This window comes from Kamptonema sp. UHCC 0994, from assembly GCF_029167235.1.
Lineage (GTDB): Bacteria > Cyanobacteriota > Cyanobacteriia > Cyanobacteriales > Microcoleaceae > Kamptonema.
Map to the genome: position 1 here is coordinate 1 of NZ_JARFTR010000128.1, position 16,176 is coordinate 16,176.

Annotated in this window: 15 protein-coding genes; 13 read left to right on the forward strand and 2 right to left on the reverse strand. The window is 38.3% G+C overall.

The window, feature by feature from the left end; genetic code table 11:
• Nucleotides 1-71: 71 nt before the first annotated feature.
• Entirely contained in the window at nucleotides 72-845 is a 774-nt protein-coding gene (gene gloB, locus PY364_RS12480; protein ID WP_275522958.1) for a hydroxyacylglutathione hydrolase, read from the reverse strand.
• 236 nt (nucleotides 846-1,081) lie between these two features.
• On the opposite strand from gloB, the gene PY364_RS12485 reads away from it, so the two are divergent.
• The 13 genes from PY364_RS12485 to PY364_RS12545 all read left to right on the forward strand — a co-directional run bounded on the left by PY364_RS12485 (nucleotide 1,082) and on the right by PY364_RS12545 (nucleotide 15,123).
• Nucleotides 1,082-1,243 carry a hypothetical protein gene (locus tag PY364_RS12485; protein WP_343277573.1) on the forward strand — a complete coding sequence of 54 codons (162 nt, stop codon included), beginning with the start codon at nucleotides 1,082-1,084 and terminating at the stop codon, nucleotides 1,241-1,243.
• Nucleotides 1,244-1,309: 66 nt separating this feature from the next.
• The gene (gene galE / locus PY364_RS12490; protein WP_275522922.1) at nucleotides 1,310-2,317 is read left to right on the forward strand and encodes a UDP-glucose 4-epimerase GalE; all 1,008 of its coding nucleotides are present in this window, start codon (nucleotides 1,310-1,312) and stop codon (nucleotides 2,315-2,317) included.
• Nucleotides 2,318-2,444: 127 nt separating this feature from the next.
• Nucleotides 2,445-3,368: an alpha-1,2-fucosyltransferase gene (locus PY364_RS12495; RefSeq protein ID WP_275522924.1), complete on the forward strand. Its 924-nt coding sequence runs from the start codon at nucleotides 2,445-2,447 to the stop codon at nucleotides 3,366-3,368.
• Nucleotides 3,369-3,422: 54 nt separating this feature from the next.
• Nucleotides 3,423-4,460 (forward strand): hypothetical protein, encoded by a 1,038-nt coding sequence (locus PY364_RS12500; RefSeq protein ID WP_275522926.1) that lies wholly within the window; start codon nucleotides 3,423-3,425, stop codon nucleotides 4,458-4,460.
• Complete coding sequence (locus PY364_RS12505; RefSeq protein WP_275522927.1) at nucleotides 4,457-5,389, forward strand: beta-1,6-N-acetylglucosaminyltransferase; 933 nt, start codon at nucleotides 4,457-4,459, stop codon at nucleotides 5,387-5,389. The genes PY364_RS12500 and PY364_RS12505 overlap by 4 nt, the downstream gene beginning before the upstream one ends.
• A gap of 293 nt (nucleotides 5,390-5,682) precedes the next feature.
• Entirely contained in the window at nucleotides 5,683-6,537 is an 855-nt protein-coding gene (locus PY364_RS12510; protein ID WP_275522928.1) for a hypothetical protein, read from the forward strand.
• A 239-nt stretch (nucleotides 6,538-6,776) separates the two neighbouring features.
• Entirely contained in the window at nucleotides 6,777-7,934 is a 1,158-nt protein-coding gene (locus tag PY364_RS12515; protein WP_275522929.1) for a glycosyltransferase family 4 protein, read from the forward strand.
• A gap of 85 nt (nucleotides 7,935-8,019) precedes the next feature.
• Nucleotides 8,020-10,020 carry an ABC transporter ATP-binding protein gene (locus PY364_RS12520; protein ID WP_275522930.1) on the forward strand — a complete coding sequence of 667 codons (2,001 nt, stop codon included), beginning with the start codon at nucleotides 8,020-8,022 and terminating at the stop codon, nucleotides 10,018-10,020.
• Nucleotides 10,021-10,028: 8 nt separating this feature from the next.
• Nucleotides 10,029-11,216, forward strand: a complete 1,188-nt coding sequence (locus tag PY364_RS12525; protein WP_275522932.1) for a glycosyltransferase family 4 protein — start codon at nucleotides 10,029-10,031, stop codon at nucleotides 11,214-11,216.
• Nucleotides 11,217-11,287: 71 nt separating this feature from the next.
• Nucleotides 11,288-12,241 carry a glycosyltransferase family 10 gene (locus PY364_RS12530; RefSeq protein WP_275522933.1) on the forward strand — a complete coding sequence of 318 codons (954 nt, stop codon included), beginning with the start codon at nucleotides 11,288-11,290 and terminating at the stop codon, nucleotides 12,239-12,241.
• Nucleotides 12,242-12,247: 6 nt separating this feature from the next.
• The gene (locus tag PY364_RS12535) at nucleotides 12,248-13,219 is read left to right on the forward strand and encodes an Npun_R2821/Npun_R2822 family protein (RefSeq protein ID WP_275522935.1); all 972 of its coding nucleotides are present in this window, start codon (nucleotides 12,248-12,250) and stop codon (nucleotides 13,217-13,219) included.
• A gap of 9 nt (nucleotides 13,220-13,228) precedes the next feature.
• Nucleotides 13,229-14,113, forward strand: coding sequence for an Npun_R2821/Npun_R2822 family protein (locus PY364_RS12540; RefSeq protein ID WP_275522937.1), 885 nt, complete (start codon nucleotides 13,229-13,231; stop codon nucleotides 14,111-14,113).
• Nucleotides 14,110-15,123, forward strand: a complete 1,014-nt coding sequence (locus PY364_RS12545; RefSeq protein WP_275522939.1) for an Npun_R2821/Npun_R2822 family protein — start codon at nucleotides 14,110-14,112, stop codon at nucleotides 15,121-15,123. Before PY364_RS12540 ends, PY364_RS12545 begins: the two co-directional genes overlap by 4 nt.
• On the opposite strand, the gene PY364_RS12550 is transcribed toward PY364_RS12545, so the two are convergent.
• The gene (locus PY364_RS12550) at nucleotides 15,120-16,070 is read right to left on the reverse strand and encodes an NAD-dependent epimerase/dehydratase family protein (protein ID WP_275522941.1); all 951 of its coding nucleotides are present in this window, start codon (nucleotides 16,068-16,070) and stop codon (nucleotides 15,120-15,122) included. The two genes, PY364_RS12545 and PY364_RS12550, sit on opposite strands and share 4 nt — an antisense overlap.
• Nucleotides 16,071-16,176 lie beyond the last annotated feature (106 nt).

Sequence of the window (16,176 nt, forward strand, 5' to 3'; positions counted from 1 at the left end):
CGGGGGGGCGGAGGTGAAAATATAACAATTATGTTGGGATTTTGAGTTTCCTTGTTGTTAGCGATCGCAGATTAGAATTGATCTTTCATAAGCCGTAAGCGAGTAAAAGTTTGTAAGGGATCTGTGCTATTGGTGATTGACTGGAGATTGGGGCGATCGCATCGTAAAAATGGATTGGTGTTTTTCTCTACTCCGATGGTAGAAGGTATGGTTGCTTCCGATCGACTGCGGGCCACCTTGACTTTGACGAAGCGATGCTGTAAATCTTGGTTATCGGAATCTACTGTCAGGGCAAATTGCAGATTTTTGAGGGTGTATTCGTGGGCACACCAAACTCTAGTATTATCTGGTAAAGCTCGCAGTTTGCTGAGGGAAGCTAGCATTTCGTCTGGCCTACTTTCAGAGATACGGCCACAGCCGCCGGCAAATAGGGTGTCGCCGCAGAATAATTCCCCGCTGTCGTTGCGGTAGTCGGGGGGAAAATAGTAGGCAATGTGAGCTTTGGTATGTCCAGGTAAGAAGAAGATTTGAGCGGTTCGATCGGCAAAACTGATGCGATCGCCATCTTCTAAAAATACCTCGGCTCCAGGGATTCTGCCCCTATTTTTGATGCCTGTATAAACTTTGGCTTGGGGAAAACGTTGTAGCAGTTCGTAGTTACCGCCTATGTGGTCGTTATGGTGGTGAGTATTAAAAATTGCTGTTAATTTGGCTCCGAGTGATTGAAGTTGCTGCAATACTGGCTGTGCAAGTCCAGGATCGACTACGGCTGCAATGTTGCGATCGCGATCGTGGAGTAAAAAAATATAGTTGTCAGACAGTATCGGCAACCTGTAAACCTCCATCAAAAATTGCCTCTCAGCTTTGTTCAACTTTATTTATTTTACTAAAAATATGCCCTAATCTACAACTAAAACTGATACTCAAAAATCCTTGCAAAGAGTTTTTTTACTTACTGGTAATTCATGAACCTGCTACGGTTCAACCAATTTGGACTCAGAACCTTTGCCAAGGGCTAGATCGACAAGAAAAATCTATGTTGCGAACATCTCAAAATAGATCAAACTTAGGTATTTATCAAATGATAGAGCGCATCACTTCGTCAGGTAAACTCAGCCGCCGAGACCATCTCCTGCTGACTTCGGCTCTTCTTTCTGATGACAAAATTACGGAAGAAGAACGCCACCAAATCAACCGCATATTTGACTATATCCAAATCGGTCGTCTCAAGTTCATTGACTAAAGCCTAAAATTAACCAAGTTTCCAACTAGACAATTAAGTAAACTCAAAAAGGTAACATCGGAAAAAATGAACAAAGAAAAAGGAACTATTCTAGTCACAGGAGGCGCTGGATATATTGGCTCTCATGCCGTTCTAGCACTGAAACTAGCAGGTTATGACTTAATAATTTTGGATAACTTAGTCTACGGACATCAAGAATTAGTAGAAAAAGTTTTACAGGTAAAATTAATAATTGGAGATACAAACGATCGCCCTCTTTTAGATCGTCTATTTGCCACCCACGATATTATAGCAGTAATGCACTTTTCCGCCTATGCCTACGTTGGGGAATCAGTTACCGATCCTGCTAAATATTACCGTAATAATGTAGTAGGAACTCTCAGCCTTTTGGAAGCAATGTTAGCTGCTGGTGTCAATAAAATTGTATTTTCTTCTACTTGTGCAACTTACGGTGTTCCCAATAAAATTCCGCTGAGGGAAGATCATCCCCAAAATCCCATCAATCCTTATGGTGCTACTAAGTTAATGGTAGAACGGATATTATCAGATTTTGATGTAGCTTATAATTTGAAATCTGTTAGCTTTCGTTATTTTAACGCTGCCGGTGCTAATCCAAATGGCTTATTAGGAGAGGATCATAACCCAGAAACTCATCTTATACCCCTAGTGCTGCTAACTGCTTTGGGTAAGCGAGATTCCATCTCAATTTTTGGCACAGATTATGATACTCCTGATGGTACTTGTATTCGGGATTATATTCATGTTGATGACTTAGCCTCAGCTCATATTTTAGGATTAGAATATTTGTTAAATGGTGGCAAGTCTGACTTTTTCAATTTAGGTAATGGAGGTGGATTTTCAGTTAAAGAGGTGATAGAAATGTCTCGAAAAATAACAGGGCGAGAAATTAAAGCTTTGGAGTGCGATCGCCGTCCCGGAGATCCACCCGTCTTAGTTGGAAGCAGCGAGAAAGCTATAAAAATTCTGGGTTGGATTCCTCAATATCCAGATTTAGATAATATCGTATCTCATGCTTGGCAGTGGCATCAAAAGCGTCACACGCAGGCAGAATAAACCGCTTTCGATTTTCAATTACTTGTTACCTGGATCTGCTTAGTAACGAGAACAAAAAAACCGCAGAGGCGAAAAGGGGGCAGACAAATATTAAGATAGAGATGTTCGCAAATATTGTGAGGACTAGATGCTAATAATATCTGCTAAATCGGGATTGCTTGGTAACAGACTATTGCTTTTTGCAAATTTTATTGCTTTCGCGATCGAACATAATTTAACAGTCCTAAATCCGGCTTTTGAGGAATATGCAGAATTCTTTGTTAGCACAGCCAGCGATTTTTTGTGCTGTTATCCTCCTCCATATTTTACCGTAGCAGGCAACAAGTTTATCAGAAGTAAATATTATAATACTATTCAATATTTAAGCAATAAAAATATCTTAAAAACGCAAAAAATAACCAGAGAGAAACCTTTTAATTTTGCAACCTATCAGAATATTGAAACACTTAAACACAGTTCTATTATTTGTTTTCAAGGCTGGGTATTTCGAGATGGCTGGTTTGTAGAAGATGTGCCAAAGTTATACAAGTATGCAGACCGGATTAGAGCTTATTTTAAGCCATTAGAGAGATATACAATTAATGTAAACAATCTTATTTCAAATATCAAAAACAGCGCCGATATTATCATCGGAGTTCACATCCGTCAAGGGGATTACGTTCAGCACCAAAGGGGGAGATACTTTTACAAAATTGAGCAATACTTAGAAGTGATGAATTCAGTGGTAAAACTATTTGAAGGGAACAAAATCAAGTTTTTGATTTGCTCTAATATTCAGCAAGATCCTAGTTTGTTTGATAATTTTAACTGCGTCTTTGCCAACGATCATTTAATTGAAGATATGTATGCTTTGGCTGAGTGTGACTATATTGTCGGGCCACCTAGCACTTATAGTATGTGGGCTTCTTTTTATGGAGATAAACCTCTTTACACGATCAGAGATGTCCATCAAGCAATTAACCTGAAGGATTTTGTACATTTTTATGAGTGGCAAGGAGTTTTTAATTATCGAGATAACTGGAACGAGAGTTTTTGGGAGTGGACGCACTAAGTTAAGTAAAATCAAATATTAGTAAATACTTGCTGAATTGTTAGGTTAAATCAAATGAAAGAGAGTTTACCACCGATTTATTTTTACATTCCTAAAAGCCAGTGGCCGGCGGGAGATTTGCCCCAAATTCCTGAAGACTACGGGGAGTGGATGAGTTGTTGGGGCGGGAGGTACGGCAGAGGAAAGTATGACTGGACTTTGCAAACTTATCTTTATTTGAAAGCAGATGGGTTGCCATGTAAATTAATAGATTTTGTGCCGAAGGAAGGCCTTGTGATTTCCCATCGAGATTTTTTATCTGACAACTTAAAACCATCCTCAAAATTGCTGATTGTTTGTATTAAAGTAGATCGAGAACCTCATCCATACGCTCAGTTACAAATTGTGCAAAATCATCAAGATGAATTGTTGAAGCGATCGCAATTTTTGTGGCAGAGTTATTCCCTGAGATTTTGGCTGCAATCAAAGTTAATTATGCGCGATCGCAGCCGGGGCGATCGTTTTGAAAATGCTGCTTTTTTCGGCGTTTTAGGGACTCTAGCCACTCAATTGCAAGAACCCCAGTGGGAGGAACAACTCAGTGCTTTGGGTTTGCGGTGGGAGGTGGTAAAATGCGATCGCTGGCACGACTACAGCGAAGTTGATGTGATTGTGGCTGTTCGCAGTTTTGATGGCCGTAACACTTTTGACTCGAAACCTGCCTCGAAATTAATTAACGCTTGGCACGCGGGCATTCCTGCCATTTTGGGGCGGGAATCTGCCTATCGCCGTGAGCGCAAAAGTGAACTTGACTACATAGAAGTAGCTTCGACAGATGAGGCAATTGCTGCTCTCTTTCGTCTGAAAAATGATTTGAATTTGCGCCAAAAGATGGTAGACAATGGCACGATCAGAGCTCAGGATATGGGTAATAATAAAATCACTTTGGAGTGGCGTAATTTTTTGACAAACGTTGCTGTTCCTGCCTATCAACGCTGGTGTATGGCATCAGTTACACAGCAGCAAATATTTTTGATTTATCGCTATCTAATTATGAAGGTGAACCGCATAAAATGCCAGTTTAATCAACTTTTATCTGTAAAATCACCATGAAAATTTGCTATTTTATCCAGACTCATAAAAGTCCTGACCAAATTTATCGACTGGTTCGCACAATTAAACAAGCTAGTCCTCATTCTCAAATTCTGATCAATCACAACTTTAATCGGTGCGATTTAGATTTAACCCCGCTGCAACATTTGTCAGATATACATTTATTGCAAAATCAGGAGTATTTAATCCGAGGTGATTTTTCTTGTCAAGTTCAACCATACTTAAATGCTATTAACTGGTTGTTTGAAAATAATTCTGATTTTGACTGGCTAATCAATCTGACAGGTCAAGATTATCCGACTCGGCCTCTGTCAGAAACGGAAAAGTTTCTCGCCAACACAGACTCCGATGGTTTTATCACCTATTGGGATATTTTTGCTGACCAAATACCTTGGGATCGAGATAAGGGATTTAAGCGATATTATTGTATTTATTGGCGAATTCCAGGGAAATCTAGCTACGTTTTTTTGAAAGATTTTCAGCAATTACCGCTCGTTAAAAAAATGACTTGGCTAAAATTTTATCTGACTTATGGGCCACTGATAGGGATACCGCACCCCTCCACTCCATTTAACAAGGAATTTATTTGCTATGGGGGTTGGGCGTGGTATACTCTTTCTCGAAAGTGCGTTGAATATATCAAAAACTTTGTTGACAGTCACCCGGAGTTTGTTGCCTACTATCAAAGAACAGTCGTGCCTGAAGAGTCTTTTATACAAACTATCTTGGTGAATAGCAAAAGTTTTAATTTGGTGAATCACGCTCGGCGCTATATTGATTATAAAGGAGCAGTTGCGGGTTCGCCCCGCACGCTGACAATTCAAGATTATGCCACCATTACTAATGGCAATTTCCACTTTGCTCGCAAATTCGATCTAAAACAAGATACTGAAATTCTGGACAAGCTAGATAGGTTAATTTTTAATTGAGAATTGAGCTAAGCTGTTACACAGTTAATTTGGGTAAGTAGTCGGACATAATTAAACGTAGGGTGGGCGCTCGCCGCAAAAAACCTGTAACTCATACAAGAAAATGGTTGCGGCGAGCGCCCACCTTACAATTTATAGCGTTTATTTATGTCCACCTACTTATCTGCAAAAGCCGAGTTTTCATTAGCACAGGCAGAATGCCTGTGGCTGTATCTAAATTTATATGCTTAACAGCTTATTGTTATAGGCTAGAAATGCTAAAGTAATACTAGATTTTAATTTAATTATCATACATGATTGATCGAGATTTAAAAAGGAAAGTGAAATTAGAAAATAAGGGATTTATCACCATTTTAACTGGGTTATACTCATTTCAAGACTGCGTTCATTTTTTAGCTTCAGTGAGAAAATTTCACCAAGAACCAATAATCATATTAATAGATAGAGTTCCTGTAATTTTATATCCTTTGCTGAAGGCTTTTGGGAATGTAATTTTGCAGCCAGCACCCTCTAATGAGAATCCAGTTTTAGCTTCACGGCAAGCTAAACTGGCTTTATATCAAGCATCCCCTTTTGAAAAAACAATCTATATGGATTGTGATATTTGTTTGCTATCTCCAATTAATGAGGTGTTTGCATATTTAGATGAATTTAACTTTCTGGTGACAGAAGATGTTCAATCTTCGATCGCCAAAGCCTCAAATTTATTGAGAGTTAAGCAAGATATTCTCCCAATTTTGCAATCTACTGGATTACCGCTGAAAGAAAATAGTATTCAATATAATGGCGGCTTTATGGCTTTTAGAAAAAACACCGAAATTGATAATTTATTTGAGCAATTCCAACAATATTTTAAGCTCGTTACCGAGCATCAAGATGTGTTATTATTAAAAGATCAAGGTGCGTTTGCTGCTGCTATTGAAACCGTAAAACCAACAATGAAAATATTGTCCCCAAGCTATAATTATCTACATAAATGGAAAGAATTGTACAGTATTAATGAGCCTATCAAAGTGCTACACTGTACCTATCCTTACCGACCTCAGTATGCGAAAAATGTGACACGATCCCCCTTTACTATAATTTTTGATCGTTTAGCTAAAGTTCTGTTACCCAATCAAATTAAAAATCCTTGGCGTGTAAAATAAAAATACTGTGTATTTACAATACTTCAGACACTTTTTAATGGGCGACAGTAGAATGCGGGTTTTGGACTCGAAACTCGTCGCCTAGGCGTAGCCAGCCAAAGGCATCGCCAACGGTAGAATGACAGTTTCAGGCGTTGATCTAAAAACTGTTTGGACTATTGCATTTACAAACATTGACAAAGTTTCTATTAAGCAGGAAAATAAAAGTCAAATAAATCAAATTTTCAATAAATAACTCAGTGAAAGTGTCCTTAGTTGTGAGCGACTTATCAGGAGCAGAAGCAATTCGTGCTTTTCTCATTGCTCAAGCTTTGATCGAACTAAAGTATGAAGTAGAAGTTATCGGATTTCAATTCGGAAAAGAAATTTATGCCGTTCCCCCAAAAAATATTCCATTATATTCTGTGCCTGGAAAGAACTATCCTGAGTTTTTGGGAACAGTTAAACAACATTTAAAAAAAATAGATGGAGATATTATTTATGCAGTTAAACCTAAGCCGGCTAGCTTTGGCTTATCTCTATTAAAAAAGCTGCAAAATCATCGTCCAGTGATATTAGATATTGATGACTGGGAACTTAGCTGGTATGGTGGAGATGGGTGGGAGTATCGCCCTTCTTTGAAACAATTTTATCGAGATATTTTTAAGAAAAACGGTCAGTTGAAACAGCTAGATCATCCACTATATATCAAGTGGATGGAAAGCTTGATATCTCATGCTGATGCCATTACTGTTAATACTAAGTTTTTGCAACATCGTTTTGGCGGTATCTATCTGCCAAATGGCAAAGATACTGAAATGTTCGATCCTGCTAAGTATAATCCTGAAATAAGTAGAGAGCGTTATGGTCTCTCCGGGTATCGAATTTTGATGTTTCCGGGTGCACCGCGACCTCACAAAGGCGTTGAGGATGTTTTAATGGCACTGGACGAGTTGAATGAATCTGATTTAAAGTTAGCGATCGTAGGCGGCAGCCCTTATGATGACTATGATGATAGACTTGTGCAACAATGGGGGCGTTGGATTATTAAACTGCCAAAGTTTCCTGTCGAGGCAATGCCTGGGGTGATAGCGGCTGCTCATATTGTAGTTGTTCCTCAGCGAGATACTCTCACAGCAAAGGCTCAATTTCCACTAAAGTTGACAGATGGCATGGCAATGGCTAAGCCTATTTTGTCTACACGAGTGGGGGATATTCCAGAAATTTTAGGTGCAACAGGTTATTTAGTCGATCCTAGTTCTCCATCTCAAATTTCCGAAAAAATTCAATGGATATTTAAGAATCCAGTATCTGTGAATTATCAAGGAATGAAAGCTAGGCAAAGATGTGTAGAGAGATATAGTATTCAGGCAATGGCATCTATACTTTCAGACATAATTGGAGATCAAATCAGGTAATTTTTAAGTTTCTAGATAGAGTCTGGTAACTTACTGTAATCTATGGAGAATTTGATGTCTGTTACTGTTTAGCTGAGAACCCACCATGTCTGCAAATAAGCTACTCCTAAAATTTGCCCAACGATATCCAGGTAGGATTTTGCTAACTGTGATGCTAGGGTTTTCAGGAGCTTTTTTCAATGGTATAAGCACTACTTTGATTGTACCAGTGCTATTGAATTTGTTGGATCAGGCAGTTGAACTACGAGGTGCTCCGCCTCTGATTAAAACACTGATGTATCCTTTTGAAGAAATGCCTCAATCCCATCGTTTGGCATTGATGACAGCAGCAATTGTCTTGGCAATTATTTTTAAGAATATTGCTATTTATGTTAATACTTTAGTAGCTACTTCTTTGACACGCTCTTTAGCTTTTGACTTGCGAAAAGCTGGCTTGAGACTTTTGCTAGAAGTAGATTTAGATTTTTACTCTAAAACTAAAGTTGGAGATCTAATTAATCGCCTGGGTGGGGAAGTTGGTCGCACTGCTAGTGCAGTTGGTACAGCTATAGGAATGTTTACTACCTCAATCACTCTTTTAGTTTTTGTAGGCTTGCTAATTTCAATTTCGTGGAAGCTAACACTCACTTCAACATTTTTATTGTCTTTCGTTGCCTTAGCAAATCAGTTTCTTATTACCAGAGCAAAATATTTTGGACAGCAGCTTTCAGAGATGTCTAAAGATTATTCAATTAGGATATTGGAAACATTAAGTGGTATTCGATTAGTTAAAGCAACGGGGAACGAGGAGAGAGAGTATGAAAGAATTAAGCAGTTAATTCAAAAACGAGAAACTGCCGATTTTCAAGCCCAAGCAAACTATGCTGCTATTTCTCCTATCAACGAAGTAGTTAACTTAATTGTTGTAATTTTTATTTTGTTTATTGGCCGCAAATTATTTGTTAATGAACTAGAATCTATTTCTACTGTTTTGCTAACCTACCTTCTGGTACTTTTTAGACTAATTCCTCTAATTTCGCAGTTGAATAGCGCTCGCAGTCAATTTGCCAATACTTCAGCAAGTGTAGAGATTGTAAATGACTTTTTAGAGCGCAATGACAAACCTTTTATGCTTAACAGTTCTCTCTCTTACACTCACTTACAGTCAGGGATTCATTTTAATAAAATATCTTTTTCTTATCCTAATCACGAGCGTTTAGTTCTAAATGAAATTGATTTATTTCTTCCTCACGGCACTACTTTAGCTTTGGTAGGAAGTTCTGGTTCCGGTAAGTCAACTTTGGCAGATTTATTGCCTAGATTTTACGATCCTACTTCTGGCTGTATTACAATAGACGGTAAGGATATTCGAGAGTTCAATATAAAAAGCTTGAGAAAAGCTATGGGAATTGTTAGTCAAGATACATTTTTATTTAATGCTTCTGTTCGTGAAAACATTGCTTATGCCAGAGAAGAAGCGACAGAAAATGAGATTATTGAAGCGGCTAAACGAGCAAATGCTTACGACTTTATTGAGCAGTTACCGGAGGGATTAGATACTCAGATTGGCGATCGCGGCGTGATCTTATCTGGAGGTCAGCGTCAAAGGATTTCAATTGCTAGAGCTTTGCTACAAAATCCAGAAATTTTAATTTTAGATGAAGCAACGAGTGCTTTAGATACAGTTTCAGAACGATCTGTACAAGAAGCTCTAGATAAACTGAGTTGCGATCGTACAACTCTGGTAATTGCTCACCGCCTCTCGACAGTCCAAAAAGCACATAAAATTGCTGTCATCGATCGCGGGAGAGTAGTAGAAATTGGCACTCACGACCAACTATTAGGAAAAGGCGGTTATTACGCTCGTCTTTATTATATGCAATTTGCCGAAGAAGCAGCTCGTGATGAAGCTTTAATTAGAAGTTCCTATGAGGTTCGGACTCGCCTAAACCCGATGATTGGTTTCCTTAAATTACTTGTTGACGACTTGGTAGATTCTCAAGAAGAGCGAGAGGAATTAATTAAAGAATCATTTCACTCGGCTACTAATATTCTTAAGATTTTAGAAGTTATGGAAAACACCGTAAAAAGACAGATGAGCAAGTAGGAAATAATATGTCAAAATACTATGTTTTTTTCACTAGAAATGTCTTGCCTCAACCGAATGTAGCTAGCTTAGTACAGGTTGCACATTCTGCAAATGCGGCTGCAAATCTTGGTTATTCAGCAGTGTTAACTTACCTTGGTAAAAAAACTTTCAATCCTGTTGATTTTTTGCTTCCCTTTCAGCCGAGAAGACCGGAAGATCGACTTGCAAAGCTTTATAATATTCAAGAAAAATTAAAAGTAGCTCCTCTCCCGATGCCTTGGCTCGTAGATCGCTTTGGAGGAAAATGGAATAGTTCTAGCACAATAGTCTCAAAATATTATTTACCATTTCACCTGCGAAAATATACTAAAATTGTGCATAGTCGCGACTGGAATTTTGTTAAAGCTGCAATTGAAAATGGAATTCCGGCAATCTACGAACAACACCATCACGAGGCAAAGAAATTTGAACCAGAAATTATCCGGAGTCCTCTATTTCAAATTGCTGTAACTGTTGCTGATACTGTCAGATATAGTATGATTGAAAATGGGATGCCACCAGAAAAGGTAATTAAGTTGCACAATGGTTTTAATCATTTATTTTTGGTAAGAGACCCAGAAAATGCTGAGGCGTGGCGTAAGCAATTGCTAGTAGATGGAAGTGGGCATTTAGTTGTTTATGCCGGAGGAATTTACCCATTTAAAGGGGTGGATATGCTAATCGATGTTGCTCAGAAATTGCCGCAAATTCAGTTTGCGATCGCAGGCGGTAATCAATCTCAAGTAACAGGTTATCAGCAGTTAGCTAGAGAAAAGCAAGTTGATAATATTAATTTTCTTGGGTACCTCCCTCAAAATCAGCTTGCTAGCTTGCTACAAGCCGCAGATATTTTAGCTCACCCTCATTGTTTGACAGAGGCAGCAACTTTTACTTCCCCCTTAAAATTCTTTGACTACATGGCATCTGGAACTCCCATCTTAGCAACTGAAATACCATCTCTGATGGAATTTAAGTCAGCGAATATAATTGCTACTTGGTGCGAACCGGATAACCCTGTACGGTTTGCACAAAGCATTCAAAAAACCTTGGAAATTTATCCAAAGAAAATAGAAGGTTATGCAGAAACTATAGATTTTGTCCGTCAGTTTTCGTGGGAAAATAGAATCACTAAAATTTTAAGCTATGTAGAAAATTCTATGCGTCCACTAACGTAACGCCGCCATCTTGGCAATAAAGTCACCGCCAAGATGGCGGCGTTACAGATATTTTCATGTAAAATAAGACTATGAATAAAAAAACTATAGGCATGATTTCCAGTTACCCCGGTTTAAATCAGAGTGACTGGTTGTGGCAACAAACTCCTCATAATTTCGGTAAGTGGGGTAATATTCAAATGCTAGCTAATTCCCCACAGCCAGATTTTTTACTAATGTATCAATTTGATTTTCCTAAATTGGCAAAAAAGCAATCATGGCTGCAAAAATTACGGCGACCAAAGCAGCTTAATGAACCAGATATAAAAACAAAATTGCGAGGAGCACCGAAAGAACGGATTGTTTATTTAATTCGCGAACCACCTTTAGATGAAATCATTGAGATTACGAAATCTAACTATGAGCAAGCTAAAAATTATTGTGGTTATGTTTCGGGGCCAGATGATTTTGCTCCTACACCAGATTATATGCCGGCCATTTGGTATCATCCAAATTCCTTTAGAGAATTAAATGAAATGCCGCCACCAGAGAAAACTAAACTCTGTTCTTGGATTACTTCAGGTATTAGCCGTACAGCTAACCACCGCCGTCGGTTAGACTTTATTAAATTACTTCAAGAGCAAGAGTTAAACTTTGATCTTTACGGTCGTAATTTACCAGTCTTTGCTAAGACTAATGGCTCCGTTAATAATAAATGGCACGCGATGGCTCCCTACTATTACAACTTGGCAATTGAGAATTATGCTGATAATGATTGGTATGTCAGTGAAAAACTTTGGGATTCTTTGTTAGCATGGTGTTTACCAATTTATTTCGGCGGTTCGGCTGCGGACAAATTGTTACCGCCAGGATGTTTTCTGCGACTTCCCAGTCTGGACGAAAAAGGTGTAGAATTTATTAAAGAAGTTGTTACTACGCCGGATTATTGGTATGCAGCACAAGATGCGATTGCGGAAGCGAGGCAAATAATTCTTCACGAATTAAATCTACTTAATTGGCTGTCTAACTTTGTTACTAAATTTTGAGAAGCTATGAATGGTATTTGCACGCTAGCTAATGATACAGTTTACGATCAACTGGTTGCTCTGCTCAATAGTATTGAAGTTATATTAGGTGCAAATACTCCCGTTTGTGTTTATCCTTTTGATGACAAAACTGCTCGTATTAGTGCAGAAATATGTAAGCGCTCTAACGTTTTTTTATACGATAACTACGCATCGATTCAGCGATGGGATGAATTTATGCAGGAGGCTGCACCTGAACGATTAAATAGGAAAAAATTCAGGCTTTATGGAGCTCATCGGCGATTTTGTGCTTTCGATGGCCCTTTTGAAAAGTTTATATATATGGACGCGGATACTCTAGTGATGAACTCCCTAGAGGCTATTTTTAATAAACTCGATTATTATGATTGGGTTGTCTACGATTTTCAATTTCTTGACCCCAGTAAAGTTTATAATCTTCAGTCCCCTAAACTATTAAAAGTGTTTGACCAAAAGCGAATAGATTCAGAAATATTTTGTTCTGGATTTTATGGGGCCAAGCAAGGAATTTTTGACCAAGCTACAAGAGACTTGCTTTTAGGTAAACTAAAAGCAGGGGAAGCAGAAATTTTGTATTCGGGTGCAGGTGAACAGCCATTGCTAAATTATATGGTGATGAAAAGCAATATTTCTAGTTATAATTTTGCCTATAGTCTTCAATCAGAAAAAACAGGATGTAGCGTTTCTTCACAACATTTTCAAGAACAAGATAACATTTTATACGACAATAGAAATCGACTGACTTACATTCATTATATTGGTGTGCCGCCGCAGGTGATTGAGAAAGTTTGTGCCGGGGAAAATTTAGAGTTTCCTTATCGAGATATCTTCCTACATTACCGCTATCTCCGCGAACCAGAAAAGCGTCCTATTTTTACAGAACCGTCAAAGCTTTATACTAACAATCCGCCACCAAGTTTGTTAAAAAAAGTATTGCGAAAATTGCAGTTAACTCGTTGAGAAAAATATATGAATCGTGGCATTTATATTGTGGGTAATGACAAAGTAATGGAAAATGCAATCGCCCTTCTCAATAGCATCCGTTGCTATAATCAAGAAGTCCCAATTTTCTTAATACCGTTTAATGAGGATTATCAAAAAATAGCAGCCACATTGAGCCGTTTACATGGTGTTCAACTTTTCCCTAATCTGGAATTTATTGAGCAATTTACCAGAAAAATTGCAGAAATCTTTGACCGCAACTTTTTAGCACTTCCCAACAAAATGCGGAAACTTGCTGCTTGGTTTGGCCCTCTTGATGAGTTTATTTATATCGATACTGATATTATTGTCTTTGAAGACATCGCATCAAATTTAAACAAGTTATCAGAAGTAGATTTTTTTTGCTGCGATTATCATCATGCGAGTGAAAAACTGCGTAATATCTTTTCACCCTTAGTAAAAGAACAAAATATTTTTACTGATGAACAGCTTCAAGATGTTTTTAATAGCGGCTTTTGGGCTTCCCGCAAAGGAACTATTACAGAACAGCAATTGTATGACATTTTGAGAGAATGTTCGCAGCATAAAGAGTATTTTGATTTTACCCAAAATGTCACCGACCAGCCTATACTAAATTACATGATTCTCAAGCTAATTTCTAAACGCTGTAATCTTGTAAAAACTACTGAAGAAGAGCCTGGAAGTTGGGCGGGTTCTAAACACTTTCAGGAAAGAGATTATATCCTTTATGATAAAGGCAAAAGGTTAAAATATCTCCACTGGGCCGGCATTCCGATAAAAGCAGGTGGCCCTTATTGGAAATTATGGAAACATTATCGTTACCTAAATGAAGAAAAATATCCTTTAATACAAAGGCTATTTCGCCATTTATTCGATGAGAAAAACTTATGAATAAGGGCATTTATACTCTTGCCAATGATGTTGTTTATGACCATTTGGTTGCCTTATTAAACAGCTTAGAAGTCAATGGGGCAAAAGATATTCCCGTTTGTGTCATTCCTTACGACAACAGACTAGACAAAGTTCGGGCTGAAATTGCCTCTAGAAATAATGTTACTCTATTTGACAATAGTGATTCAATTAGTTTCTGGGAAAACTTTGCAACTCAAGCTTGGACTTCTCATCACAAAGCTCAACAAATTTGGCGAGCAAAAGGTTGGAAACGAGTTCATTGTTTGGAAATGCACCGCAAATTTTGTTGTTTTGATGGCCCTTTTGAAAAGTTTATATATTTTGATGCTGATACTCTTTTGATGGGCGATCTCGATTATATCTATCAGAAACTTGATGAGTGCGACTGGGTAGCAAATGATTTTCAATATAAGTCCGATCTAAATTATGTTTTTGATTTGTCATCAGAAATTATACCACATATATTCAATATTGAAAAACTCAAATCAAACATTTTCTGTGCAGGTTGGTTTGCATCTAAAAAGGGAGTTTTAAATGGGGATAATTCAAGCAATTTATTGCAAAAATTAAAGGCTAGTGAGGCAGAGGTTATGTCACTGCGGGGAACCGATCAACCTTTATTTAACTATTTAGTTGCCCGTAGTGGCATCTCTTTCTATAACTTTGCTTATCACCAGCCAGAGAAAGTAACGGGAAGTCATTGGTCTTCTCAATTTGAGGTGATAGACTGCATTTTATACGATCGCGGTCGCCGTCTTACCTATCTTCACTACATGAGCATATCTGCTTCCAAGTTTGCTCAACTTTGTGCAGGTGAAGATGTTGATATTCCTTATCGAGATGTATTTTTACACTATCGGTATTTGAAATCACCGGAAAAACGCCCCCAATTAAATCCTCCAAGTTTCCTAGTTCGCTTACAGAGAAAACTTAAAATTTGGGTAATTCAAAAATTAAACAATGTTAAATTTAAACTCCAAAATTTCTAAGCGTATAAAGACTGAATCCACTGCCATTCTTTTGTCAATCCCTCTACCAAAGAAACCTGCGGCTGATATCCTAAAATTTGCTCAGCTTTCGATACATCGGCGCTAGTGTGTCGCGCATCTCCCATCGCCGACTCAATAAAATTTATGCGAATTGGACGATCAACAATCTTTTCCATTGTCTTGATTACTTCTGCTAAAACTACCCGACTTCCACCTCCAATATTGAAGACTTCACCTACAGCTTCAGGTACATTCGCAGCCGCTAAATTTGCTGCTATACAATCGCTGACAAAAGTAAAGTCACGGGTTTGTTGTCCATCGCCATAAATTGTAATCGGTTCGTCAAACAAAATAGCTTTAAAAAACTTGTGAAAAGCCATGTCAGGACGTTGGCGAGGGCCGTAAACAGTAAAGTAACGCAGTGCGGTTGCTGGTACGCCAAAGTTTTTATAATAAAGAAAACACAAACGTTCACCACTTAACTTAGTAATTCCATAGGGAGAAACTGGCTGAGGACAAGCAGTTTCAGGGGTAGGAAAAGCTTCAGCATTGCCATAAATTGAGGAAGAAGAAGCATACACAAATCTTTGTAAATTCGGCGCATCTTTTGCTGCTTCTAATAAGACTTGCGTAGCGTTGATATTGCGCTCGGTATAAGCGCGGAAACCTTCACCCCAACTAGCGCGGACACCTGCTTGGGCCGCTTGATGATAAATGACCTCTGTTTCCCCTAAGAGCGATGACCAATTCAAAGCGAGAATATCGCCTTCCTCCAATTTAAAAGCTGGATTGTTTTCAAACTGAGCAATATTTTGGCGCTTCAATTTTGAATCGTAGTAATCGTTAAATTGATCGACACCTATCACCTTCTTACCTTGGTTTAAAAGGGTTTCTACTAAGTGAGAGCCGATAAAACCCGCCGCGCCTGTAACGATACAATTAGCCATTAGCTTTGAATAGTGCTGATTATTGAGTGTTAAATATTATATCCTGAAGGAAGAAGGAAGAAGGAAGAAGGGAAAGAAAAACCATCCGTAACGCCGCCATCCTGGC

Excerpts from the sequence above, each read along its gene's own strand:
- gloB (WP_275522958.1), bottom strand. The coding sequence starts at position 845 with ATGGAGGTTTACAGGTTGCCGATACTGTCTGACAACTATATTTTTTTA.
- PY364_RS12485 (WP_343277573.1), top strand. The coding sequence starts at position 1,082 with ATGATAGAGCGCATCACTTCGTCAGGTAAACTCAGCCGCCGAGACCAT.
- galE (WP_275522922.1), top strand. The coding sequence starts at position 1,310 with ATGAACAAAGAAAAAGGAACTATTCTAGTCACAGGAGGCGCTGGATAT.
- PY364_RS12495 (WP_275522924.1), top strand. The coding sequence starts at position 2,445 with ATGCTAATAATATCTGCTAAATCGGGATTGCTTGGTAACAGACTATTG.
- PY364_RS12500 (WP_275522926.1), top strand. The coding sequence starts at position 3,423 with ATGAAAGAGAGTTTACCACCGATTTATTTTTACATTCCTAAAAGCCAG.
- PY364_RS12505 (WP_275522927.1), top strand. The coding sequence starts at position 4,457 with ATGAAAATTTGCTATTTTATCCAGACTCATAAAAGTCCTGACCAAATT.
- PY364_RS12510 (WP_275522928.1), top strand. The coding sequence starts at position 5,683 with ATGATTGATCGAGATTTAAAAAGGAAAGTGAAATTAGAAAATAAGGGA.
- PY364_RS12520 (WP_275522930.1), top strand. The coding sequence starts at position 8,020 with ATGTCTGCAAATAAGCTACTCCTAAAATTTGCCCAACGATATCCAGGT.
- PY364_RS12525 (WP_275522932.1), top strand. The coding sequence starts at position 10,029 with ATGTCAAAATACTATGTTTTTTTCACTAGAAATGTCTTGCCTCAACCG.
- PY364_RS12530 (WP_275522933.1), top strand. The coding sequence starts at position 11,288 with ATGAATAAAAAAACTATAGGCATGATTTCCAGTTACCCCGGTTTAAAT.
- PY364_RS12535 (WP_275522935.1), top strand. The coding sequence starts at position 12,248 with ATGAATGGTATTTGCACGCTAGCTAATGATACAGTTTACGATCAACTG.
- PY364_RS12540 (WP_275522937.1), top strand. The coding sequence starts at position 13,229 with ATGAATCGTGGCATTTATATTGTGGGTAATGACAAAGTAATGGAAAAT.
- PY364_RS12545 (WP_275522939.1), top strand. The coding sequence starts at position 14,110 with ATGAATAAGGGCATTTATACTCTTGCCAATGATGTTGTTTATGACCAT.
- PY364_RS12550 (WP_275522941.1), bottom strand. The coding sequence starts at position 16,070 with ATGGCTAATTGTATCGTTACAGGCGCGGCGGGTTTTATCGGCTCTCAC.